Source organism: Vibrio sp. YT-19(2023), assembly GCF_033337395.1.
The window spans coordinates 20,027-42,671 of the sequence record NZ_JAWOQN010000034.1; the positions used below are offsets into that span (position 1 = coordinate 20,027).

The window sequence follows — 22,645 nt, forward strand, 5'->3', positions numbered from 1 at the left end:
TCATTCTAATGAGCAAACCCATTGTATTGAGTGGTGTTCAACCTTCAGGTGAACTAAGTATCGGTAACTACTTGGGTGCTCTACGTCAATGGCAGCAGATGCAAGACGATTATGATTGCCAATATTGTGTGGTAGACCTTCACGCGATTACGGTTCGTCAGGACCCTAAAGCGCTGCATGAAGCAACTCTAGACGCACTGGCAATTTGTCTGGCAGTTGGTGTTGACCCGAAGAAGAGCACGCTATTTGTTCAGTCACATGTACCAGAGCATGCTCAATTAGGTTGGCTTCTTAACTGCTACACTCAAATGGGTGAGCTGAGCCGTATGACTCAGTTTAAAGACAAATCGGCACGTTACGCGAATGACGTAAACGTCGGTCTATTTGACTACCCGGTGTTGATGGCTGCTGACATTTTGCTTTACGGTGCGCACCAAGTACCTGTAGGCAGTGACCAGAAGCAACATCTAGAATTAGCGCGCGATATCGCAACGCGTTTCAACAATATTTACTCGCCAGAGCAGCCAATCTTCCAAGTTCCAGAGCCTTACATTCCGACAGTAAATGCGCGTGTAATGAGCCTTCAAGACGCAACGAAGAAGATGTCTAAATCTGATGACAACCGTAAGAACGTTATCACGCTGCTGGAAGAGCCTAAGTCGATCCTTAAGAAGATCAACAAAGCGCAAACCGATACCGAAACGCCACCAAGTATCCGTCATGATATCGAGAACAAGGCGGGCATTGCTAACCTAATGGGTCTGTACTCTGCGGCGACAGGCATGAGCTTCGAAGAGATTGAAGCGAAGTACCAAGGCGTAGAAATGTATGGCCCATTTAAGAAAGATGTTGGTGAGGCAGTTGTAGCAATGCTTGAGCCAATTCAAGCAGAATATCACCGTATTCGCGCTGATCGTGCTTACATGGACGAGGTAATGCAGCAAGGCGCTGAGAAAGCCTCGGCACGAGCGGCTGAAACGCTTAAGAAAGCATACGAAGCAGTAGGTTTTGTAGCTCGCCCATAGTCGCTAAGAACGAATACGAAAAAGCTCCACTTTGGTGGAGCTTTTTTTATGCCTGTATTACTGAAATGGCGTGTCTTTCATACAGCGTTCCATGTCGTAATATTCAACACGTCCTCGAGCCCCTAGAAAGGCAGACTTCACAACCATGCCTTTATCAATGAAGTAACTAAGCTGTACGCATGATATATCGTAGCTGAGTTCTTTAATTCTCGCTGGAATCCAGTAGGTTCCTGGCGTTCTTAGACGCTGAGTAAAGGTAATAACACCCTCGTCACTGACTTCTAGCTCTTCAATACCATCCAGTTCATTTTTGGCTGATTCGATGATGTCTTGATTCGCCGTAGGTTGAAGTGGCTCACTGGCGGTCAACTGACACCCCGCTATCAAGCCAAGTAGGGAGAGAGCTAGCACACTGCGTTGAATTTTTTTCATTTGTCGTTCCTGGGTTTACAGCTAATGAGATCTTATTGTCTCGCGCAGGTGTTATATCTTTTGTGTATGTTTTTGGCTAGTGAGTAATGAAAAGTTATTGAATGAATCATGAAAACTTTGAAGTATGAGGGGCCTGTATAAGAGAGAACGAAGCGAGTAATAGATTCTTGGGCTTGAACAGTGATACAAGTGAAAATTAAAGCATTCTAAATTAGTGACTAATTATATTTTTTATTTGTAACGGAACGGTTGGGTTAATAAGCAACTCAACAAGTGATGTATTTTCTACTCCTTAACATGAAGTGAAAAAGTAAACTGAGTAATCAATCTAAATTCTGACTTGTTTATCAATAGCGCTCTGTATTTATTACAAAAAATGTTTGAATGGGATGCTCTGGCATATTTTCTTATATTCACATGTGATTCATTTCACGGCTTTAATTACTCATTCTTATTTATTTCATAAATAAACCTGATAGTAGACGCAAATGGCAGGCTCTAACCAGAGCTAAGTTTGCATTTACATAAATATCAGGTATGACAATGGACACGTTAATCAAACCCTCAATACTCGCATTAACCATCGCCAGTGCACTTAGTGCAAACGCGAACGCAGAGATTATTATTTCCCAATACGTAGAAGGCGGCGCTTATAATAAAGCGGTAGAGATCGCTAATACGGGTGATACTGCGGTGACACTCACTGGCTACGAGTTGGCGAAATCATCAAACGGTGGTGGTACTTGGGGCAGCACATTCGACCTTAGCCAAGTGACGATACAAGCTAACCAAGTGTATGTACTGGCGCATGGTGACGCGAGCGATGCCATCAAAGCTGTCGCCGATATCACAGATAAAAGCGTTGCGAACTTTAACGGTGACGACCCGATCGCACTGCTTAAAGATGGTGAAGTGCACGACATCATCGGTATGATGGGTGACGTAGATTTTGGTAAAGACACCACATTAGTTCGTAACAGTGATGCACTAACCCCTTCTGCTACTTATGATGCATCTCAGTGGACGGCATTTGAGAAAGACAACATTGACGGTCTTGGTGAGCTAAATGCGACTGAGCCACCAGCACCATTCGCTTGTGAAGTCGACGGTCAGCAACCTAACTTCACTACCATCCAAGATATTCAAGGTGAAGGCGATACGTCTCCATTCATTGATGGTTACCCATACATTACCGGCGAAGATCACTTCGTAACGGGTGTCGTGACTGCTGTTACCACTGGCCTAACCAAAGGTTTCTACCTACAAGCATTAGAAAGCGACAACAACGACAAGACCTCAGAAGGCTTGTTCATTCATACTGACGCGGCAGACACGGCGCTGAAAGCTGGTGACGTTGTTTGTGTGAAAGGTAAAGTTCAAGAGTATTACAGCAATACTCAGCTTGCTTCTGATGCTAACAGCTATGTGAAAACAGGCACCTCTGAAACCTCTCGAGTTACCGATCTTGTTATCAAAGAAGGTGAGACACTACGTGATGCGCTAGAGCGTCATGAAGGGATGCAAGTTGAGTTGACCTCGGCAAGTGACTTGTTTGTAACTCGCAACTTCTCTTACGACTACGATTCACGTCGTAACAATATGATGCTCTCTCATGAAGCGCCATTGTTAAAGCCGACTCAATTACACGCGGCAGAGAGCGATGCAGCCGTTGAGCTAGCAAAAGACAACGCAGCAAACCGCGTATACCTAGAATCAGATGGCAAAGCACCAAACGGCCAAATCCCATACTACCCAGATTTTGCTAAAGATGCAGACCAAGATGGCTCTTCAGAGCAGCACATTCGCCTTGGTTCTCGAGTAGAAGGTCTTCAGGGTGTCGTGGCTTACAGCTACAACGAATACCGCCTGATTGCGACCAATGAAGTCGATAACACCAACTTTGTGACTTCAGGTGAAGGCTTCGATGTGGCTCGTAAAGATGCCCCAGCGATTGCGGACTCAGATTTGCGTATTGCAAGCTTCAACGTACTGAACTACTTCAACTCCGTGGCTGACAGTGGCCATGAAAACCCAACCGGACAAAACCGTGGTGCGACTAACCTAGATGAGTTCCTGATCCAACAAGCGAAAATCGTTGCGGCGATGAACAAGATGGACGCTGACATCATTGGTTTGATGGAAGTGGAAAACAACGGCTTTGGTGATGGCAGTGCTATCCAAAACTTAGTTGATGCCCTAAATGCTGAGATTGATGACGCTGAAGATCATTACACGTATGTCGAAATCGAAGAGCAAGACAAATACCAAGACGAATACTTTGGCAGTGATGCGATCATGGTGGCGATTTTATATCGTGCTAACGCAGTAACGCCAAAAGACGCTGCAAAAGTGATCATCACGCCAGAGCAGCACATTGCAGAAAACACAATTACTCGTAAAGAGGGCACAGAAAGTAACCCTGCTTACGATAAGTACCAACGCCACAGTCTACTTCAGACCTTTACGGTGAAAGAGACGGGTGAAGATTTGTCTATTGTCGTAAACCACTTTAAGTCGAAAGGCTCTGAGTGTATTGAAGAGTGGATTGCTGGTGTAGAAGATTCTGAGCCAGCGGATCTGCAAGGCAACTGTAACAACTTCCGCGTTTCTGCTGCGCACGCAGTGGGTGAAGCGTTGAAAGAGGTGAAAGGCGATGTATTGCTCATGGGCGACCTCAATGCTTATGGCATGGAAGACCCACTTCTGACACTGACTGATTACTCGAAAGAGAAATACGGCCGTGACATTTATACTGCTGCTTACACAACCATTGGTGATGGTGAACTTCAAGTAGAGAAGACCAAAATTGAAAAAGGTTACGGTCTGCACAACTTAAACACGTTGCTGCACGGCACTGATACGTTTTCTTACACCTATTCGGGCGAGCTGGGTAATTTGGACCACGCATTGGCAAGCAGCAGCCTAGCGCAAAAAGTGGTAGCAATTGAAGATTGGCACATCAACTCACTAGAGAGTAACTTGTTCGAATACAGCAGCAAGTACACAGGTGATATGCCGAAGTACAAAGATGCGTTCTCTGCCTCTGACCACGATCCAGTGATCATCGCGATTGATTTACCAGATGATGACATCGATTTACCGAAAGCAGGTGACAACTTAGCCGTCGATGTCCGTTTACCACCAACGGCGGTTGTGGGCGATATTGTTACGGTGAACTTAACGCCATCCACACAAGCGGCTGCGGCAAGCAGCGATACGAAAGCTTACTCGGCTAGCCAAACTTTAGTTCAAGCTGATATTGATGCGCGTAGCGTGAATATTGAGTTTGAACAAACGCCAGAGCAAGGTAATTATCAGTTAGAAGAGAAAGTGACTGACTCGACAGGTAATATCGTGAAGTTTAGCTCTGTTCGTGATGTTTCAATGACGCAAACTGAAACTGGAACAGAAGGGTCGAAGGATTCAGATGGTGGTTCGTTTGGTTTTGGCGCGCTATTTGCGCTGCTAGGTCTCGGCTTATTCCGTCGTCGCCGCTAAGCGAATTTACTTTCTGACAAACAGTTCCTAAATAGCTGTAAAGACCAAAGGCCAGCCTATGCTGGCCTTTTTATTCAGCAAAAACTTGCCTTTCTTGCTTGGTATAGCAAAATACCGCCCTTGATTGTCACGAACGTGGCGATTCACTACGTAAGCATTGCCAAAACGGATTGGAGCAACCGACCCTTTATGTTGTTGATCATCGATAACTACGACTCTTTTACCTACAACCTTTACCAATACTTCTGCGAGCTTGGTGCAGACGTAAAGGTGGTGCGTAACGATGAAATCGATATCCAAGGCATTGAGGCGATCAACCCAACTCATTTGGTGATCTCGCCAGGGCCATGTACGCCGAACGAAGCAGGTATTTCACTGAAAGCGATAGAACACTTCGCTGGTAAGCTTCCAATATTGGGTGTTTGCCTTGGCCATCAAGCGATAGCGCAAGTGTTTGGGGGCGAAGTGGTACGTGCACAACAAGTGATGCACGGTAAGACCTCACCGATTCGTCATAACGGTCGTAGTGTGTTTAAAAATCTGAATAACCCACTCACGGTAACTCGTTATCACTCTCTTGTGGTGAAAAACGGTACTTTACCCGACGTGTTTGAACTGACTGCATGGACAGAACTGCCTGACGGAAGCATGGATGAAATAATGGGTTACCAACATAAAACCTTGCCAATTGATGCGGTGCAGTTCCACCCAGAATCAATCAAAACTGAGCAAGGTCACGAGTTGCTTGCGAACTTTTTAGCACGCAAAGCGATCTGATCGCGATCACTTTTCTTAACAAATCATTCATCTTTTTGCTGAGGTGAGCGGATTGCAAAACTATGCGGTTCTCTCGAGTCTCTTTGTCTATTCATGTCTTTTTAAACCTTCTATCCCCTGTATTACATAACATTTATAAAAAATCACTTCTCTATTTTACTTTCTTGATGCATAAATAGTCATAAGCAGTGATTAATGGAAGTTACTTTCGAGAACGAAAAGAATAAATCACTATTGAAATGGTTAATTAAATGTAAATACAATGCCGCAATAGCTTAAATGCAAAACATTATTTGCTGGCAAAGAGAGCCGGTTAAATTCGCTTATCTGCTACGCATGCGGTATCAAGAAGGAATGTGCAATGACAACGGAAATTAAAGTAGAGCGCGGTTTATTCGATGAGGTAATGGTACCTTGCTATAACCCGATGGAAATGATCCCTGTTAAAGGTGAAGGTTCACGTGTTTGGGATCAGGAAGGTAATGAATACATCGACTTTGCTGGTGGTATTGCAGTGAGCTGTCTTGGCCATTGTCATCCAGTAATGGTAAACGCACTAACAGAGCAAGCTAACAAGCTTTGGCACTTAAGTAACGTTATGACGAACGAACCAGCCCTTCGTCTGGCGAAAAAGCTAACAGAAGTGAGTTTTGCTGAGCGAGTGTTCTTTGCTAACTCTGGCGCAGAAGCAAACGAAGCCGCTTTGAAGCTGGCACGTCGTTATGCAGCAGACGTTCATGGCACTGAGAAATCTGAAATCATTGCATTCAAACAAGGTTTCCACGGTCGTACATTCTTTACCGTAACGGTTGGTGGCCAAGCGGCATACTCTGACGGCTTCGGTCCTAAGCCAGGCGACGTGACACACCTTCCTTACAACGATATCGAAGCTTTACAAGCACACATGTCTGATCGTACTTGTGCGGTCATGATGGAGCCACTACAAGGTGAAGGCGGCATCGTGCCACCAACGCCTGAGTTCGCTCAAGCGGTTCGCGAGCTGTGTGACAAACACAACGCCTTACTGATCTTCGATGAAGTGCAAACTGGTAATGGCCGTACAGGTAACTTCTACGCTTACCAAGGTTTAGGTATCACGCCAGATATTCTAAGTACTGCGAAATCACTTGGTGGCGGTTTCCCGATCGGTGCAATGCTAACGACAGCAAAATTGGCAGAGCACATGAAAGTGGGCACTCACGGTTCTACATATGGCGGTAACCCACTAGCGTGTGCGGTTGCAGAAGCGGTTGTAAATGAAGTTACCAAGCCAGAGGTGTTGGCTGGTGTGCTAGAACGCGAAGCAATGTTCCGTGAAGGTCTAGAGAAGATCAACGCGAAGTACAACATCTTCTCAGAAGTGCGCGGTCAAGGCCTATTACTTGGCGCTGCACTAAATGAAGAATGGCAAGGCCGTGCGCGTGACGTGCTGGTTGCTGCAGGTAAACAAGGTCTCATGGTATTGGTTGCGGGTGCCAATGTCGTACGTTTCACACCATCACTCGTTATCACACAACAAGAAATTGAAGAAGGCTTGGCGAAACTGGATAAAGCGATCGCGACTTTAGTTTAAGCGCGATATCAGTTTAAACGTCAACGCAGACACCCCCGTCAAGGATCTCTGATGGGGGAATTGTTCCTACAATATAGTTAGGATCTTCTTGCATCTGGAGGGAGTATTGATGCTAGTAGTTCGCCCTATCGCGATGTCGGATTACGACGCACTGCACACTTGTGCGGTGGAGTCTGGTCACGGATTTACATCTCTACCGGTTAACGAAGAACTGTTAACCAATCGAATCAAACATTCAGAGTACAGCTTTGGTAAGCCAGATGTGGCAGAACCAGGCGATGAAGGCTACCTGATGGTTGGCTTTGACTCTGAAACGGGTGAGGTTGCGGGTACCACCGGAATCGAAGCATCTATCGGCTGGGATGTCCCATTTTACTCATATCACATTAGTAAAGTTGTGCACTCGTCGCCAAAGCTTGGCGTTAACAACGTCGTTAAACTGCTTACTTTTGGTAATAACTACACGGGTAACAGCGAAATTTGTACCTTGTTCTTGCGTGAGAAATTCCGCCAAGGTCTGAATGGTCGTCTAATGTCGAAGTGTCGTTTCCTAATGATGGCAGAGCACCCAGAGCGCTTCTCTGAAACGATCTTTGCGGAGATGCGTGGCGTTTCAGACGACGAGGGTAATTCACCATTCTGGCAATGGCTTCAAGAGCATTTCTTCTCTATCGATTTCACTCTTGCAGATTACCTGACAGGTATCGGCAAGAAAGGCTTTATCGCCGACTTGATGCCGAAACTGCCTATTTACATCAATCTTCTCAGCCCAGAAGCGCAAGCCGTGATTGGTCAAGTACATGACAACACGCGTCCAGCGCTGAAGCTGCTTGAGCGTGAAGGTTTTACCAACCGAGGCTACGTCGACATCTTCGACGGTGGCCCAACGGTTGAGTGTGATCTGCGTAATATTGAGTCGGTACGTCATTCATTCCGCGCGCAAGTCAAAATCTCTGAACATTCCAGCACACAAGACTTCTTGATGTGTAATTCATCTTTCGAGAACTTCCGTGCGACAGTCACTAAAGCGGCGTATGACGCAGAAACACAAAGCGTGATGATTGCACCAGACGTTGCGGATGCACTTTCGGTTGAAGAAGGGGATTTCGTCCGCCTTCTTCCGCAGTAACAGACGACAGAATTTAAGGATAGAAACAATGACACATTGGATTGCAGGTGAATGGGTACAAGGTCAGGGTGAAGCATTTACGTCTCTGTCGCCGTACAACCAAGAAGTGATCTGGCAAGGCAAAGGTGCAACGGCAGAGCAGGTGAACCAGGCGGTATCTGCAGCGCGTGAAGCGTTTATTGACTGGAAAAAGCGTCCATTTTCAGAGCGTGAGGCAATCGTGTTGGCTTTTGCGGAGAAAGTAAAAGAGAACAGCGAAAAAATCGCCGAAGTGATTGCCAAAGAAACCGGTAAGCCGATTTGGGAAACGCGCACTGAAGCAGCAGCCATGGCAGGTAAAATTGCCATTTCGATTCGCGCTTATCATGACCGCACTGGTGAGGCGAGCCGTGAAGCAGCAGGCAACCAAATCGTATTGCGCCACCGCCCATTGGGCGTGATGGCGGTGTTTGGTCCTTACAACTTCCCAGGCCACCTACCAAATGGTCACATTGTGCCTGCGCTACTGGCTGGTAACACGGTAGTCTTCAAACCGTCTGAGCAAACGCCATGGACGGGTGAATTGGCAATGAAGCTATGGGAAGAAGCCGGTCTGCCGAAAGGCGTGATTAACCTTGTTCAAGGCGCGAAAGAAACTGGTATCGCCCTAGCTGACGCAAAAGGCATTGATGGCGTACTGTTTACGGGTAGCGCGAATACGGGGCATGTATTACACCGTCAATTTGCGGGTCAACCAGGCAAGATGCTCGCACTAGAAATGGGGGGTAATAACCCAATGGTGATCTCTGATAAATATGGTGATTTGGATGCCACGGTTTACACCATCATCCAGTCAGCGTTTATCAGTGCTGGGCAGCGTTGTACGTGTGCTCGTCGTTTGTATGTGCCATTGGGTGAAAAAGGCGATGCGCTTATCACCAAGCTCGTTGAAGCGACACGCAATATTCGCGTAGACCAACCATTTGCAGAACCTGCGCCATTTATGGGACCGCAAATTTCGGTCGCGGCAGCCAAGTTTATTCTTGATGCCCAAGCCAATCTACAGTCTCTTGGCGGTGAAAGCTTGATTGAAGCGAAAGCAGGAGAGGCGGCGTTTGTTTCTCCAGGCATCATTGATGTAACGAACATTGCTGAGTTACCAGATGAAGAGTACTTCGGCCCACTTCTGCAAGTGGTGCGCTACGAAGGATTAGACAAAGCCGTGGCGCTAGCAAACGATACGCGCTTTGGCTTATCTGCTGGTTTGGTTTCAACCGACGACCAAGAATGGGAATACTTCGTTGACCACATTCGTGCAGGAATCGTGAACCGTAACCGCCAGCTCACTGGTGCAAGCGGTGATGCGCCATTTGGTGGTCCGGGGGCGTCGGGTAACTTGCGCCCAAGCGCTTACTACGCAGCAGATTACTGTGCGTACCCAATGGCATCAATGGAAGGTCAAGAAACTGTCTTGCCTGCAACATTGAGTCCAGGTGTAGCGCTATAAGATTTAATAATAGAGTCGCAACTATGCATTGCGGCTCACCTTGCCGGCGCATCATTTAGGTATGGGTTGTAGTGATCGTTGGCAGAACACGAAAAGTGAGCAAAGACTCGGAAAAGCGTGTTGACTGACTGGCATTTACCGTCACAGGTTGATGGTTGCTCGTTCATTATTCTGGACAACTTTTGTTGTGAACGAGCAGCCAACTTCCGCTTACCTTTAAACTCTACATCTCGTAACAAGGAGTCGTTATGACGCCCGATGTGTTATTTGAATCGCTATGGCAAGATTACATTCAACGTCTTTGCCCTTCGGCTGCTAAAGTGCATCAGCTGCTTCAAGAAGATGAGCCTCTGATTAATGATCATATAGCTTTACGTACCTTCAATATCGCGCCTCTTGGTATTGAAACTCTAGCTAAGCCATTTGTAGCTATTGGTTACAAGGCGTGTGGTGATTACGTTTTCGAAAGCAAAAAGCTAGTTGCTAAGCACTATGAGCACCCAGATCCGAAGCAACCTAAAGTATTTATTAGTGAGCTAAAAGTTGAAGAGTGCTCGCCTGAGCTACAAGAGATTGTGAAAAATTTGGTGGCACAAGTCGATGCTGACAAGCTGAACGATAGCGCATTCTTACATGGTGGACGCTTGTGGGATTTAAGCTTTGCTGATTACCAAACGTTGGCTAAAGAAAGTGAGTACGCATCTTGGCTTGCGGCGCATGGTTACGGAGCAAACCACTTCACGGTGAGCGTTAACCAGCTCAATGAATATGAAGAAGTGAAGCAGGTAAACAATCATCTGCGTACCGCTGGGTTTACCATTAATGAAAATGGTGGTGAAGTGAAGGGCACTCCTGAGGTGTTGCTAGAGCAGTCATCGACCATGGCAGATAAAGTAGCGGTTCGTTTTAGCGAAGGCACTGAAATTATCCCTGGCGGGTTTTATGAATTTGCTAAGCGCTATCCGATGGAAAATGGTGATTTGTACCCAGGTTTCGTGGCTGCTTCAGCTGACAAAATCTTTGAAAGTACGAATGGCTAAGTTTTAGGGTTAACCTGTTAAGCTTACTCATTAGTGTTCGCTGCACCCTATCTCATTTGGTCATGAGCAAATAAAAAGCCACCAATGTTGCCATTGGTGGCTTTTATAATTTTGTTCGTGTCACTCTAGTTCGAGATTAACGAGTACCGTAAACCACGATGGTTTTACCGTGAGCAGAGATTAGGTTCTGCTCTTCTAGCATCTTCAAGATACGACCTACTGTCTCACGAGAACAGCCAACAATTTGACCGATTTCTTGACGAGTGATCTTGATTTGCATGCCGTCTGGGTGAGTCATTGCGTCTGGTTGTTTTGCAAGGTTCAGAAGCGTCTGAGCGATACGACCAGTTACGTCTAGGAACGCCAGGTCACCCACTTTTTGGCTAGTTACTTGAAGACGACGAGCCATCTGCGCAGAAAGACGCATTAGGATGTCTGGGTTTACTTGGATAAGCTGACGGAACTTCTTGAAAGAAATTTCAGCAACTTCACAAGGAGATTTAGCACGGACCCAAGCTGTGCGCTCTTGGTCTTCCTCGAATAGACCAAGTTCACCAATAAAGTCTCCTTGGTTTAGGTAAGAAAGGATCATCTCCTTACCTTCTTCGTCTTTGATAAGAACCGCAACAGAACCTTTAACGATGTAGTACAAAGTTTCTGCCTTTTCGCCCGCGTGAATTAGCGTGCTCTTTGAAGGGTACTTATGAATATGACAGTGTGAAAGAAACCACTCTAATGTTGGGTCGGTTTGAGGTTTACCTAGAACCATAATATCTCACTTCCTCTGCAGGGTACGCTTGCGCTATCCATATTTTAGCTAAGCCTGAATTAGGCCTACTAGAATAAGAGCACTTTTTATATGCTGCAAGCTCTCTTGTGTTTCGGTAAGAAATAGTATCCTTTTTCGAAAACGATTTCTTGATTTTAATCGTGCCATGATTGAGATTTTGTAAGCAAAACTGTGCACATGATCACGGTATGAAAAGTAAACATCTTCGCAGGCAGGTTTTTAGCCAATTTTCCCTGTTTCGATGAGCTGTTGTAGGATAGGCCGAACTATGAGCTCCATTGCAAAGCTCATCTTACCGCCGGGTACGACAATCGTGTTGTGGCGTGACATGAATGAGCCATCAATCATGGCCAGCAGATATGGGAAGTCGACATTCTTGATACCGCGTAGGCGAATCACCACAAAACTCTCATCCAAACTAGGGATGCCTTTTGCATTAAGTGGGTTGGAAGTATCAACGGTCGGTACGCGCTGGAAGTTGATGTGAGTACGAGAAAACTGCGGAGTGATATAGTTGAGGTAATCGTCCATGGATCGCACGATTGAGTCCATTACCGCTTCACGCGAATGGCCGCGATCGCGAGTGTCACGTACGAATTTTTGGATCCACTCTAAGTTCACAATCGGCACCATGCCAATTAAGAAATCCACATGTTGAGCAACATTAACCTCGCCATCGACCACGCCACCATGTAACCCTTCATAAAACAGCACGTCGCTGTTTTCGGGTAAGTCTTGCCACGGTGTAAACGTGCCTGGCATTTGATTGTAGGGAACCGCTTCGTCAAACGTGTGCAGATAACGGCGCACGCTGCCAGTGCCGTCATGCCCGAACTTACGGAAAAACTCTTCTAATCCCGGGAAGTCATTAGCTTGTGGGCCAAAGTAGCTAATGTGTCGACCTTGCTCGCGGGCTTTGCGGATTTCGATGTCCATTTCTGGGCGAGTAAAGCGATGGAAGCTATCGCCTTCAACCCATGCGGGTTTAACGTTCATCATATTGAACATTTTACGGAAGGCTTCAGATGTAGTGGTCGTGCCGGCACCGGACGAACCAGTAACCGCAATAATTGGGTGTTTAGCTGACATGACAAACCTTGTCGAAAATTACTTACCTGTAATGCGCAGTAGAGTTACTACTGCACGGTCGATATCCCACTATAGCACGTAACAATACCTTATCATCGAGTGGGATACGGTAAAATGTGAAGGGTCTAAAATTTTGTTTTATGCTGAATATCGACGGTTTCGTGTAGCTCAGAGAACACGATAACCGCTTCACCTTTTTCCAATTGAGCTTTAACTTGATCAATTTTGTCTTGCAAAGAAACCTCGACGGTTCCGTAATCCGTTCCTTCGCGTAAGACGAATTCACGAATTAAGTTTTCCAATGTTTCCGGCGCAATGTCTTGCCATGGAATGATCATAAATACCTCTAACTTTTATGATGAGCGGCTAGTTTACTGCGTTCGTTGCTTGGATACAGCAGAAAGGTAATCTGCGGCGATACTTTCGTAATACGCGGGCAGCGCTTCCTCCAACCAAAACTTAGGTTTTAACGCCGTTCCTGTCAGGAAGCCAACATGGCCACCGTGTTCAAAGAGACGGTAATCAATGTTATCTGGCAGAACAAACTTCGGTATCACATCATCGGTCATGAACGGATCGTCTTTGGCATGGATGATCAGTGTCGGTAGCGTGATCTGTTGTAATTTACTTAAGCCTGAACATTGATCGTAATAATCTTGTGCGTCTTTAAAGCCATGCAATGGTGCGGTGATCAAATCATCGAATTCATACAGCCGTGTGACACGTTTTATTGAGTTGTAGGACAGCGCAAGCTCGCCGTGCAGTAGATGATGCTTTTGTAACGCGTTACGTTTCAGTGAAGAAAGCAGGTAACGGCGATACACTTTCGAAAAGCCTTGTTCAATACGGTTTGCACACGCCGCTAGGTCTAAAGGCGCTGAGATAATAGTCGCTGCATTCAAAATAGGGTGGTCTTTATATTGGGCTAAATAATTCGCCAACATGTTACCGCCAAGAGAAATACCAACCGCAACTTTGGGATTATCAGGAAAGCGTTGCTCAAGGTGCTCTAAGAAGTGGCGGGCGTCAGTCACTTCACCAGAATGATAGGCGCGAGCTTTCTTGTTTGGCTTACCGCTACAACCGCGGAAATGCATCATCACCGACAGCCATCCAGATTGAGCAAATGCATTCATTAGCCCATTGGCATAAGGGCTATAGAAGCACCCCTCTAATCCATGAAATAAAACAAAAATCGGTTTTTTTTGTGCAGGCTCTTGGGTTGGGTCCTCGCTCCACGCGAGATCGAGAAAGTCGCCATCGGATGTATCGAGGGTTTGCCAAATCGGCGTAAACAACGCTTTTTTGCGAATAAAACGCGGCAAAAGCGTTTGGAGATGCGGGTTTTTGATCCCGGCGGCTGCGAAAAATTGTGTCATACCTAACTGCTCTTATGCGGTCCTTCGGTGTCCGTTGAAGAACTTATTAATATAATCCTTTATAAAGATTATAGGTATTCTACAGATTTATGGGCGTTTTGGTGGTTGAATGTTTGGCACCGGCATAGCAAAGGCTTGCTGCAAATGCTCCCCACCGAGTTGACGACAGTATCTCAACGTCAGTGGGTCACCATCATTTTTGAGTAGTGCAAGTGAGTTAATGCAGTCCACCAAATCCGCTTGTTGCTGCTTTTCTAGTTGCAGCTCAAACTGCAAGGTCTCACGATACAAAGCGTCATTGACTTGAGACTTAAGGTGGCGACGAAGGTCGCGAAAGGAGTGAAGTAAAGTTTCGCTCCTACCTAGACAGTCTTGCACCAAGGGCCAGTCTTTTTCTTGGAAAATGAGTTGCTGCTCATCGAGCCATCTGAGCAGCAGGAGTAGGTTCACGTTACCGTGATAATTGTTCTGTAATGATAAACACGCCTCTTTCACTTCTCGCACACCATAAAATTGCAGACTAAACTGCCAAAGGTGTTCTAGGGTGAGTGTGTATTCAGCGTGTTGATTACTCATTGATTAAACTCTAGCTCCATCTGCTCCAACGTTTCTTGAGCAGACATCCATTCCATTTCAATTTCTTCGAGCTCAGCTTTACTGGAAGCTTGAAGTGCCAGCACTTGGTTAAGTTTAGCTTTATTTTCGGCCGCATACAGTGAGTTGTCCGCCAATTGTTCTTCAGCTTCGGCCAGTGCAGCACCTAACTTATCCATTTTATTTTCTAGTTGTGTCAGCGTTTTGCGAATTGGCGCTGTCTGTTTTCGAAACTCTGCATCGCGACGTTTTTGCTCTTTCTTCGCAGCTGCGCTGTTGGCCGTATCTTTGCTTGGCTGCGCAGCCTGCGCTTCTTTGCGTTCCGCTCTTTGTTGTTCGGTTAACCATTTATAATAGTCATTTAAATCACCGTCGAACGGAGCAACTTGTCGATCATGCACTAAGTACAAGTCATCGGTCGTAGCACGCAATAGGTAACGGTCGTGCGAAACAATCACCATCGCACCTTCGAATGTTTGCAGTGCCATCGTCAATGCCTGACGCATGTCCAAGTCTAAGTGGTTGGTCGGTTCATCAAGTAGCAACAGGTTTGGCTTTTGCCACACAATTAAAGCCAATACCAAACGGGCTTTTTCGCCACCAGAAAACGGCGCAACTTTTTCTAGTGCTTTGTCACCTTGGAAGCCAAAGCTACCTAGGTAATCACGTAGCTGCTGTTCGGTTTGATCGGGTGCGATTTGCATCATGTGTTGCAGCGGCGTTTCTTCAGGATGAAGCGTTTCTAACTGGTGCTGAGCGAAGTAACCAATTTTCACGCCTTGTGAGTAAGTTAGGTCACCACCTTGCGCGTTAAGTTCACCAGAGAGCAGCTTGATTAATGTCGATTTACCCGCACCATTACGGCCGAGTAGACCAATACGACTGCCAGGAACCAAGTTCAAGCGGATCTTCTCTAAGATGAGGTTGTCACCGTAACCTGCAGATACTTCATCCATCATCATGATTGGGTTTGGCAGCGCAGCTGGCTCACGGAATTGGAAGCTAAATGGGTTATCGAATTGAGCTGGTAACACTTTCTCCATGCGCTCCAAAGCTTTAATACGGCTTTGAGCCTGGCGTGCTTTTGATGCTTTGTAACGGAAGCGGTCGATGTAGCTTTGCATGTGAGACATCTGCTTCTGTTGCTTTTCAAACATCGCTTGTTGTAACACCATCTTTTGTGCGCGTTGGTTTTCGAATGACGAGTAGTTACCCGTGTATTCGTTCAGCTGCTGATTCTCGATGTGAATGATGCGACCAACGATCGGATCCAAGAAGTCACGGTCGTGCGAGATCAGAATCAGCGTGCCAGGGTAGTTTTGTAGCCAACGCTCTAACCACATTACCGCGTCCAAATCCAAGTGGTTGGTTGGTTCGTCGAGTAGCAGTAGATCAGAACGACATAATAGCGCTTGAGCCAAGTTAAGGCGCATACGCCAACCACCCGAGAACTGAGTCAGGTTCCAACTCATTTGCTCTTGACTAAAGCCTAGACCATCAAGCAGTTCGGCAGCGCGAGCGCGAATGCTGTAACCACCAATGGTTTCAATTTTACCGTGTATCTCGGCAACTAGGGTTCCGTTGTCTTGTGTTTCTGCTTCAGCTAACTGCTTTTCGAGAGCGCGGTACTCGCGATCACCATCAATGACGTATTCCAGTGCAGTGCGCTCTAGCGCAGGCGTTTCCTGTGCGACCCAGGCCAACTCCCAGTGTTGAGGTTGGCTAAATGAGCCAGCATCAATTGACAGTTCATCTTTCAGTAGGGCAAACAGCGTTGATTTACCGCAGCCGTTTTTGCCCACAAGACCGACTTTATCGCCAGGGTGAATAGTCGCAGAAGCTTGGTCTAAAAGAGGTTTACCGCCACGCAGTAACTGAATATCAGAGAAGGTAATCATAAAGTTTTCATTCACTTTGCGCAGTGCGCGTTGCTTGGTTACATAGCGAAGTGGTTTCAATCGTTTTTAAAGCCACTTGGGTATATATCTAGCGGTGAATAGTAGGGGTATTGGCCGGAAAAGTCGATTGATTCGCTTTAATTGCATTATGCTGTACAAAAAAGTATAACAATTTGATAACGGATAAAAATAACCACAAGGACGACCATTTGGCTGTTGCACCGTCTATTCTCCCAAAAGTTCTGGTCATTTATGCTCATCCAGAGCCACATAACTCGATTGCCAATCAAGTGATGATAAAAAAAGCTCAGTCGCTTGATCACGTCACTGTGCACGATCTTTACGGTGTTTACCCCGATTTCTTTATTGATGTGAATTACGAACATGAGTTGTTGCTCGCTCACGATGTGATTGTATTTCACCACCCACTTTATATGTATTCATGTCCAGCCCTATTAAAAGAGTGGCTAGACCGAGTGTTAGGTAAAGGCTTTGCGTTTGGCGGAGGTGCGGCGCTAGAAGGAAAATACTGGCGCAGTGTCATTACAACAGGTGGTAAAGAAGAAGCCTTCAGCGCGAAGGGGTACAACAAATACCCACTTGAGCAAATCTTGCAACCGTTTGAACTGACGGCAGCCCTATGTCAAATGCACTGGATTGAACCACTGGTGTTGTATTGGTCAAGAAATGTTTCAGATATTGAACGCTACGAACATGCCGAGTTATACCGTGGATGGCTGAGTAACCCACTTGAAAACTGGCAAGCGGCAGAGCGAGGAGGTCAGTATGGCGATCACCAGTGAGTTTCTTCAAAGCAGTGTGGTCTTTCTTTCGGCTGCGGTTATTGCGGTGCCGATTGCTCAGCGCCTTGGGCTTGGCTCGGTTTTAGGTTATTTACTCGCTGGTGTGTTGATTGGCCCATGGGGGCTTGGCTTAATTAGCGACGTTGATGCCATTTTGCATTTTGCCGAGCTTGGGGTTGTGTTGTTACTGTTTTTGATAGGGCTGGAATTAAACCCTAAAAAATTGTGGCAGATGCGAGGGCCGATTTTAGGTTTAGGCGGTGCGCAGGTTGTGGTCACGACCGCCGTGATTGGTAGTGTCGTCAGTATGTTTGGCGTAAGCATGCAAGTGAGTTTGGTGATCGGGATGGGGTTGGCGCTGTCCTCGACGGCGATTGCGCTTAAAGTCATTGAAGAGCAAGGGCTTAATGGTACCGAAACGGGGCAATCTGGTTTTGCGGTGCTGCTCTTTCAAGATATTGCAGTGATCCCGATGCTGGCGATGTTGCCCTTGCTAGCAGGCGGGCATAGTGGTGGAAGTTGGTTGGATGTCTTCACTATTTTAGGCAGTGTGGTAGCACTGTTGATTGGTGGTCACTTTTTACTACGTCCGCTATTTCGTTTTGTCGTGATGAGCGGCGTTCGTGAGCTCTTTACCGTTGCTGCACTTTTAGTCGTGCTTGGCATTTCGGTCGTGATGCAAAAGCTCGGCCTTTCGATGGCATTGGGGACTTTTTTAGCAGGCGTTTTGCTTGCAGAGAGTGAGTATCGCCATGAGCTGGAAATCGCTATCGAGCCATTTAAAGGTCTGTTGTTGGGGTTATTCTTTATTGCGGTGGGCATGGCGGTAAACTTGGGGTTATTGGCATTACACCCTTTAGAGACTCTCGGTGCGGTGGTGGCTTTGGTCGTGGTTAAGGGTTTGGTTTTGTATGCATTGGCGAGAGCTGCCCGTGTCGGAGCCAAAGCGAGAAGCCGTATGGCTGCAATTTTGAGCCAAGGCGGTGAGTTTGCCTTTGTCATATTTACCGCGGCGAGCCAAGAGGGCATTTTGTCCAAAGAGCAAGTGGCGTTTCTGTTGGTGGTGGTCAGTCTATCCATGGTGACGACTCCTCTTTTGCTGATGGGACAAAAGAAGTGGTTTGCTCATACCCTGAATCAAGAAGAAGAGGGCATGACCACGAAAGTCGTGGATCGCCGACCACGCGTTATCATTGCAGGCTTTGGACGTTTCGGTCAGATCGTCGGACGTTTAATGTATGCCAATAAAATCAAAGTGACAGTATTAGAAAGTGATGCCAGCCAAATCCACCTATTACGTAAGTATGGTTACAAAGTGTTTTATGGCGATGCTACACAAATTGACCTATTGAGGGCAGCTGGCGCTGATAAAGCGGAAGCATTGGTTATTTGTACTGATTCACCTGATGAGGTGATGGCCATCGTGGACATTTGTCGCGTGCACTTCCCGAAACTTAAGTTGTTAGCTCGAGCAAGAAGCCGTGTCGAGGCTTACCAGTTAATGAGTCATGGTGTAGAGAATTACTCTCGTGAAACATTTTTAGGGGCGCTAGATCTCGGTCGCCAAGCGCTCGTAGAACTGGGTATGCATCCTTATCAAGCAAAGCGGGCAGAAGCACATTTTCGCAAGTTGGATAATGCTATGCTTAAGGACTTATTGCCTCAACACAATGAAGATAAGAAATTAGCTCAAAGGGCGAAAGAGGCACGCAAAGAGCTAGAAGAAATATTTGGTCGTGAAATGGAGAGCGACCATCAGTCACCTAATCATTGGAAGTAGTACTTGAGCCAAGACTCAAGCTAAGGAAATAGCGTGAAAATCAAGAAACGTTTTATTGCCGGCGCTAGCTGCCCAAATTGCAGCCAGCAAGATACCCTGCGCTGGTGGATTGAAAATAACATCGAGTTAGTTGAGTGTGTCGAGTGTGAGTTTACAGAGCAGCGCAAACCACAATCTGTAGAGAAAAATAAACACTCAGATCAGGAAATGATCGGAATTTTTAAGCCGGAGTAATTGAACTTCGATAATTGATCCCCATAATACACCCAGATATCTCAGTACTTAACCCCATTCAGGTTAAGTCAATTAATCTCCCTGGAGTTAGTATGAAAATTGAAAAGAACGTTGTTGCAAGCCTTGCATACAAAGTAATGATGGAAGACGGTGTCGTTGTTGATCAATCAACAGCAGAAGCACCTCTAGATTACCTTCACGGTCACAACAACCTAATCACAGGTCTTGAAAAAGAACTTGAAGGTAAAGTGGCTGGCGACAAGTTCTCAGTAACGGTAGCTCCTGAAGAAGCTTACGGTGAGCACAACGATGCGCTAGTACAACGCGTTCCTGCGGACGTATTCCAAGGCGTTGAGCAAATCGAAGTTGGCATGCGCTTCCTAGCTGACACTGACCAAGGTCCAATCCCTGTTGAAGTAACAGAAGTTGACGGCAACGAAGTGGTTGTTGACGGTAACCATATGTTAGCTGGTCAAACACTAACTTTCGAAGTAGAAGTTATGTCTACACGTGAAGCAACAGCAGAAGAGATCGAACACGGTCACATCCACCAAGGTGGTGGCTGTTGTGGTGGTCACGATCATGACCACGATCACGAAGAAGAAGGCGGTTGCTGTGGCGGCGGTAGCTGTGGTTCTCACTAATCATAAGATCCTTCACTAGATAATCTTATCTAGCAAAGCTTTGAAAAGCGCAAGTTGAGTTTTCAACTTGCGCTTTTTGTTTATCTAAGGTGTAGTGCCAACCATACAAGGAATAACAGTTGGACAAAGTGATGACGAAATCTTTCTCGATTGCCATTCATGGTGGTGCGGGCACCATCTTGCGTGAACAGATGAGCGATGAGCTGCAACAGTCCATCTTGGCGGATTTAGAAGCTGCGGTAAAAGCGGGACATCAAATTCTAGAAACGGGCGGTGAAGCCTTAGATGCAGTCGTAGCGGCAGTGAAAGTATTGGAAGACTCTCCTAACTTTAATGCGGGTAAAGGCTCAGTGCTGACCAACAACGAAATGGTTGAAATGGACGCTTCTGTGATGGATGGGCGAAACCTTGCAGCAGGTGCGGTCGCTGGGGTTCGTCATATCAGAAACCCAATTGAACTCGCTCGTGACGTGATGCGAAACAGCAATCATGTGTTGTTGGTGGGTGAGGGCGCAGAGACGTTTGCTTTTGAGCAAGGCCATGAGTATACCGAGCAAGATTACTTCTTTACTGATCGCCGATATGAGCAGTTGCTGTCTATGCGTGAGAAAGGACTATTTGCTTTGTCGGAATCTCGTTACCCAGATGACCGTAAGCACGGTACGGTTGGTGCGGTGGCATTGGACCAACAAGGCAACTTAGCCGCTGCCACCAGTACGGGTGGCGTGACGAATAAGAAATACAACCGAGTCGGAGATTCGGCTCTGATTGGTTGTGGTACGGTGGCCGAAAATGGCGTTGTGGCAGTTTCCACTACGGGTGTCGGTGAGTTCTTTATTCGTAAACGTGTTGCGGAAGACGTTGCAGCACGTATGCGTTACTTACAAGAAGATATTCATACGGCTTGTGAACACATTATCCAAGGTGATCTCAAACAGATGGGCGGAGAGGGCGGTTTGATTGCCATTGATGCTAAAGGTGAGATGCACTTTGCGATGAACAGTTCTGGCATGTACCGAGCAGGCATTAATACGCAAGGCGAGCTGAGCGTTAAAATCTACGCCGACGAATAGCTTCCTCTTGAGTACCTTCTTAAGTAATTAATACAACAAAGCCCAGAACATGTTCTGGGCTTTATGCTATTTGAGCCTGCATTTTAATAATGCGGTGGTGGGGTTTCTTCTGACGGATCGGCTAAATTCGACGAGTCCATATTTTTTACTTTACCTACCACATATTTCATCTGATCGAGCATCTTGGTAATTTGCAGTTGTTGCTGCGATAAAGCGCCGTTCAGATCTTCAATAGTCTGTTCTTGGAACGCAAGCTGACATTCTAAGTCATTAATGCGTGCTTCCAATTGCTGAATGATTTTTTCTGTCATGATCCGTTCTCTAACTGCCAAGCTTGGGCAATACCTGCTGAAGTAGCAGTAATTACGCGTTGTTTTGAATCAAAGGCTGCATCATACACGACCGCACGGGGAGGGCGAGTGTCTTTTTTGGGCTCCACTTCAAATCCACTCATTCGTTTTCCGGTTTGAGTATCCCATATCGACACACGGCCAGAAGGGCTTCCTGTGACTAGTTGAGTCCCGTCGTCAGAAAATCGTGCGGTAGAGAAAATTAATTGGCGTGACCAACTGCTCAACTGTGTGACTTCTTGTCCAGTTTTTAAATCCCAAACAATCGCTTGGTTTCCGCCATCAGATGTCATTGCTAATTTTCCATCTCTTTGCAGGGCCACGCGAACAATTCGTTGTTCATGTTCGAAGATTCGTAGTACTTGTCCGGTTTCGGTGTCCCACAGATACGCTTTATAGTCATTACCTCCGGTTAGGGCGAAGCGCCCATTAGGAGAAATGGCCACGGAATTGACTTTTTCACGATGTGCAAGGAACTCCATGCGACGCCCGGTGACTAAGTTGACATAAATTGCTTTACCGTTGGATAACCCAAGCAGAACTTGTTCACCATTACTGGTGATATCAACGTCGCGAATGAGCGCATCAGAGATAGACCAAAGGCCTTCGGATTGCGTCCAGCCTAGGTCCCAAACTGCGAAGTTCATTTGGCTTGCTGTAATTGCGTAGCGACCATTGTCAGATATGCGGATATGGGAAACCACATTGGCATCGGCATCGAGTTCACCCAGGTTGGCTAGTTGTTCATTTTGCTCTAGGTCCCACAACATCAAATGACGTTGTTGAGAATAGAGCAGAGCAAACCGTCCATCTCTGCTAAGTGCGAAGCTCGTCGCACCTTGAGGTTCTATCGGCCAACGCTGCACTTCACGCTCGGCGAAAAAGCAACCATTTAACGTGGTGATGACAATTAAATATAGGAATAAATGAAAAATTCTTTGCATCACATCTAATAATCCGGTTTGTGTCTTAAGACATATAGCTAGTATATTGGTATAACGATTGTCTTCACTAGTCTCATAGAAGATTTGTGCACAACAACCAATGGCAG

The 22,645-nt window shown here is 46.4% G+C and carries 21 protein-coding genes; 12 read left to right on the forward strand and 9 right to left on the reverse strand.

Annotated features, from left to right (window positions below; genetic code table 11):
* Positions 1–8: 8 nt before the first annotated feature.
* Positions 9–1,025, forward strand: coding sequence for a tryptophan--tRNA ligase (gene trpS, locus R7E78_RS19905; protein ID WP_005381398.1), 1,017 nt, complete (start codon positions 9–11; stop codon positions 1,023–1,025).
* A gap of 57 nt (positions 1,026–1,082) precedes the next feature.
* Here the strand turns inward: trpS and R7E78_RS19910 are convergent, their stop codons facing one another.
* Positions 1,083–1,457 (reverse strand): hypothetical protein, encoded by a 375-nt coding sequence (locus tag R7E78_RS19910; RefSeq protein ID WP_149192265.1) that lies wholly within the window; start codon positions 1,455–1,457, stop codon positions 1,083–1,085.
* A 543-nt stretch (positions 1,458–2,000) separates the two neighbouring features.
* Between R7E78_RS19910 and R7E78_RS19915 the strand changes: the two genes are divergently transcribed.
* The 6 genes from R7E78_RS19915 to R7E78_RS19940 all read left to right on the forward strand — a co-directional run bounded on the left by R7E78_RS19915 (position 2,001) and on the right by R7E78_RS19940 (position 10,960).
* On the forward strand, positions 2,001–4,955 hold the full coding sequence (locus R7E78_RS19915) for an ExeM/NucH family extracellular endonuclease (RefSeq protein ID WP_262640714.1): 2,955 nt from the start codon (positions 2,001–2,003) through the stop codon (positions 4,953–4,955).
* Positions 4,956–5,144: 189 nt separating this feature from the next.
* A complete protein-coding gene (locus tag R7E78_RS19920; protein WP_053307384.1) occupies positions 5,145–5,732 on the forward strand; it encodes an aminodeoxychorismate/anthranilate synthase component II in 588 nt (195 codons plus the stop codon).
* 361 nt (positions 5,733–6,093) lie between these two features.
* Positions 6,094–7,305, forward strand: coding sequence for an aspartate aminotransferase family protein (locus R7E78_RS19925; protein ID WP_005381420.1), 1,212 nt, complete (start codon positions 6,094–6,096; stop codon positions 7,303–7,305).
* Positions 7,306–7,414: 109 nt separating this feature from the next.
* Positions 7,415–8,434, forward strand: a complete 1,020-nt coding sequence (gene astA, locus R7E78_RS19930) for an arginine N-succinyltransferase (protein ID WP_005381422.1) — start codon at positions 7,415–7,417, stop codon at positions 8,432–8,434.
* A gap of 28 nt (positions 8,435–8,462) precedes the next feature.
* Positions 8,463–9,920 carry a succinylglutamate-semialdehyde dehydrogenase gene (gene astD / locus R7E78_RS19935; protein WP_005381424.1) on the forward strand — a complete coding sequence of 486 codons (1,458 nt, stop codon included), beginning with the start codon at positions 8,463–8,465 and terminating at the stop codon, positions 9,918–9,920.
* 248 nt (positions 9,921–10,168) lie between these two features.
* Positions 10,169–10,960, forward strand: a complete 792-nt coding sequence (locus R7E78_RS19940; protein ID WP_213898828.1) for a DUF1338 domain-containing protein — start codon at positions 10,169–10,171, stop codon at positions 10,958–10,960.
* A 136-nt stretch (positions 10,961–11,096) separates the two neighbouring features.
* On the opposite strand, the gene crp is transcribed toward R7E78_RS19940, so the two are convergent.
* The 6 genes from crp to R7E78_RS19970 all read right to left on the reverse strand — a co-directional run bounded on the left by crp (position 11,097) and on the right by R7E78_RS19970 (position 16,710).
* Entirely contained in the window at positions 11,097–11,729 is a 633-nt protein-coding gene (gene crp, locus R7E78_RS19945) for a cAMP-activated global transcriptional regulator CRP (RefSeq protein WP_005381432.1), read from the reverse strand.
* Between the two features lie 240 nt (positions 11,730–11,969).
* A complete protein-coding gene (locus tag R7E78_RS19950; protein WP_086047074.1) occupies positions 11,970–12,839 on the reverse strand; it encodes a phosphoribulokinase in 870 nt (289 codons plus the stop codon).
* Between the two features lie 125 nt (positions 12,840–12,964).
* Positions 12,965–13,177, reverse strand: coding sequence for a YheU family protein (locus R7E78_RS19955; protein WP_005382815.1), 213 nt, complete (start codon positions 13,175–13,177; stop codon positions 12,965–12,967).
* Positions 13,178–13,210: 33 nt separating this feature from the next.
* Positions 13,211–14,218, reverse strand: coding sequence for a hydrolase (locus R7E78_RS19960; protein ID WP_017633737.1), 1,008 nt, complete (start codon positions 14,216–14,218; stop codon positions 13,211–13,213).
* A gap of 87 nt (positions 14,219–14,305) precedes the next feature.
* The gene (locus R7E78_RS19965; protein ID WP_005382813.1) at positions 14,306–14,794 is read right to left on the reverse strand and encodes a TIGR02444 family protein; all 489 of its coding nucleotides are present in this window, start codon (positions 14,792–14,794) and stop codon (positions 14,306–14,308) included.
* Positions 14,791–16,710: an ABC transporter ATP-binding protein gene (locus R7E78_RS19970; protein ID WP_136977022.1), complete on the reverse strand. Its 1,920-nt coding sequence runs from the start codon at positions 16,708–16,710 to the stop codon at positions 14,791–14,793. The genes R7E78_RS19965 and R7E78_RS19970 overlap by 4 nt, the downstream gene beginning before the upstream one ends.
* A gap of 209 nt (positions 16,711–16,919) precedes the next feature.
* Here R7E78_RS19970 and kefG point away from each other — a divergent pair, with 209 nt between their 5' ends.
* The 5 genes from kefG to R7E78_RS19995 all read left to right on the forward strand — a co-directional run bounded on the left by kefG (position 16,920) and on the right by R7E78_RS19995 (position 21,244).
* Entirely contained in the window at positions 16,920–17,513 is a 594-nt protein-coding gene (gene kefG, locus R7E78_RS19975) for a glutathione-regulated potassium-efflux system ancillary protein KefG (protein WP_017821749.1), read from the forward strand.
* The gene (kefB, locus tag R7E78_RS19980) at positions 17,497–19,293 is read left to right on the forward strand and encodes a glutathione-regulated potassium-efflux system protein KefB (protein ID WP_318058177.1); all 1,797 of its coding nucleotides are present in this window, start codon (positions 17,497–17,499) and stop codon (positions 19,291–19,293) included. The genes kefG and kefB overlap by 17 nt, the downstream gene beginning before the upstream one ends.
* Positions 19,294–19,326: 33 nt before the next feature.
* Positions 19,327–19,527 (forward strand): YheV family putative zinc ribbon protein, encoded by a 201-nt coding sequence (locus tag R7E78_RS19985; RefSeq protein ID WP_005381449.1) that lies wholly within the window; start codon positions 19,327–19,329, stop codon positions 19,525–19,527.
* A 92-nt stretch (positions 19,528–19,619) separates the two neighbouring features.
* Positions 19,620–20,171, forward strand: a complete 552-nt coding sequence (slyD, locus tag R7E78_RS19990; protein ID WP_005381451.1) for a peptidylprolyl isomerase — start codon at positions 19,620–19,622, stop codon at positions 20,169–20,171.
* Positions 20,172–20,302: 131 nt separating this feature from the next.
* The gene (locus tag R7E78_RS19995; RefSeq protein WP_154204989.1) at positions 20,303–21,244 is read left to right on the forward strand and encodes an isoaspartyl peptidase/L-asparaginase family protein; all 942 of its coding nucleotides are present in this window, start codon (positions 20,303–20,305) and stop codon (positions 21,242–21,244) included.
* A gap of 83 nt (positions 21,245–21,327) precedes the next feature.
* Here the strand turns inward: R7E78_RS19995 and R7E78_RS20000 are convergent, their stop codons facing one another.
* Positions 21,328–21,555, reverse strand: coding sequence for a SlyX family protein (locus R7E78_RS20000; RefSeq protein WP_005381455.1), 228 nt, complete (start codon positions 21,553–21,555; stop codon positions 21,328–21,330).
* Positions 21,552–22,538, reverse strand: a complete 987-nt coding sequence (locus tag R7E78_RS20005; protein ID WP_054575287.1) for a WD40 repeat domain-containing protein — start codon at positions 22,536–22,538, stop codon at positions 21,552–21,554. The genes R7E78_RS20000 and R7E78_RS20005 overlap by 4 nt, the downstream gene beginning before the upstream one ends.
* Positions 22,539–22,645 lie beyond the last annotated feature (107 nt).

Bases quoted from the DNA above. Each gene is read 5' to 3' on its own strand.
- crp (WP_005381432.1), bottom strand. From the start codon at position 11,729: ATGGTTCTAGGTAAACCTCAAACCGACCCAACATTAGAGTGGTTTCTT.
- R7E78_RS19915 (WP_262640714.1), top strand. From the start codon at position 2,001: ATGGACACGTTAATCAAACCCTCAATACTCGCATTAACCATCGCCAGT.
- R7E78_RS19955 (WP_005382815.1), bottom strand. From the start codon at position 13,177: ATGATCATTCCATGGCAAGACATTGCGCCGGAAACATTGGAAAACTTA.
- R7E78_RS19950 (WP_086047074.1), bottom strand. From the start codon at position 12,839: ATGTCAGCTAAACACCCAATTATTGCGGTTACTGGTTCGTCCGGTGCC.
- R7E78_RS19910 (WP_149192265.1), bottom strand. From the start codon at position 1,457: ATGAAAAAAATTCAACGCAGTGTGCTAGCTCTCTCCCTACTTGGCTTG.
- astD (WP_005381424.1), top strand. From the start codon at position 8,463: ATGACACATTGGATTGCAGGTGAATGGGTACAAGGTCAGGGTGAAGCA.
- R7E78_RS20000 (WP_005381455.1), bottom strand. From the start codon at position 21,555: ATGACAGAAAAAATCATTCAGCAATTGGAAGCACGCATTAATGACTTA.
- R7E78_RS20005 (WP_054575287.1), bottom strand. From the start codon at position 22,538: ATGCAAAGAATTTTTCATTTATTCCTATATTTAATTGTCATCACCACG.
- R7E78_RS19995 (WP_154204989.1), top strand. From the start codon at position 20,303: ATGACGAAATCTTTCTCGATTGCCATTCATGGTGGTGCGGGCACCATC.
- R7E78_RS19960 (WP_017633737.1), bottom strand. From the start codon at position 14,218: ATGACACAATTTTTCGCAGCCGCCGGGATCAAAAACCCGCATCTCCAA.
- trpS (WP_005381398.1), top strand. From the start codon at position 9: ATGAGCAAACCCATTGTATTGAGTGGTGTTCAACCTTCAGGTGAACTA.
- astA (WP_005381422.1), top strand. From the start codon at position 7,415: ATGCTAGTAGTTCGCCCTATCGCGATGTCGGATTACGACGCACTGCAC.
- R7E78_RS19940 (WP_213898828.1), top strand. From the start codon at position 10,169: ATGACGCCCGATGTGTTATTTGAATCGCTATGGCAAGATTACATTCAA.
- R7E78_RS19965 (WP_005382813.1), bottom strand. From the start codon at position 14,794: ATGAGTAATCAACACGCTGAATACACACTCACCCTAGAACACCTTTGG.
- R7E78_RS19925 (WP_005381420.1), top strand. From the start codon at position 6,094: ATGACAACGGAAATTAAAGTAGAGCGCGGTTTATTCGATGAGGTAATG.
- slyD (WP_005381451.1), top strand. From the start codon at position 19,620: ATGAAAATTGAAAAGAACGTTGTTGCAAGCCTTGCATACAAAGTAATG.
- kefB (WP_318058177.1), top strand. From the start codon at position 17,497: ATGGCGATCACCAGTGAGTTTCTTCAAAGCAGTGTGGTCTTTCTTTCG.
- R7E78_RS19920 (WP_053307384.1), top strand. From the start codon at position 5,145: ATGTTGTTGATCATCGATAACTACGACTCTTTTACCTACAACCTTTAC.
- R7E78_RS19970 (WP_136977022.1), bottom strand. From the start codon at position 16,710: ATGATTACCTTCTCTGATATTCAGTTACTGCGTGGCGGTAAACCTCTT.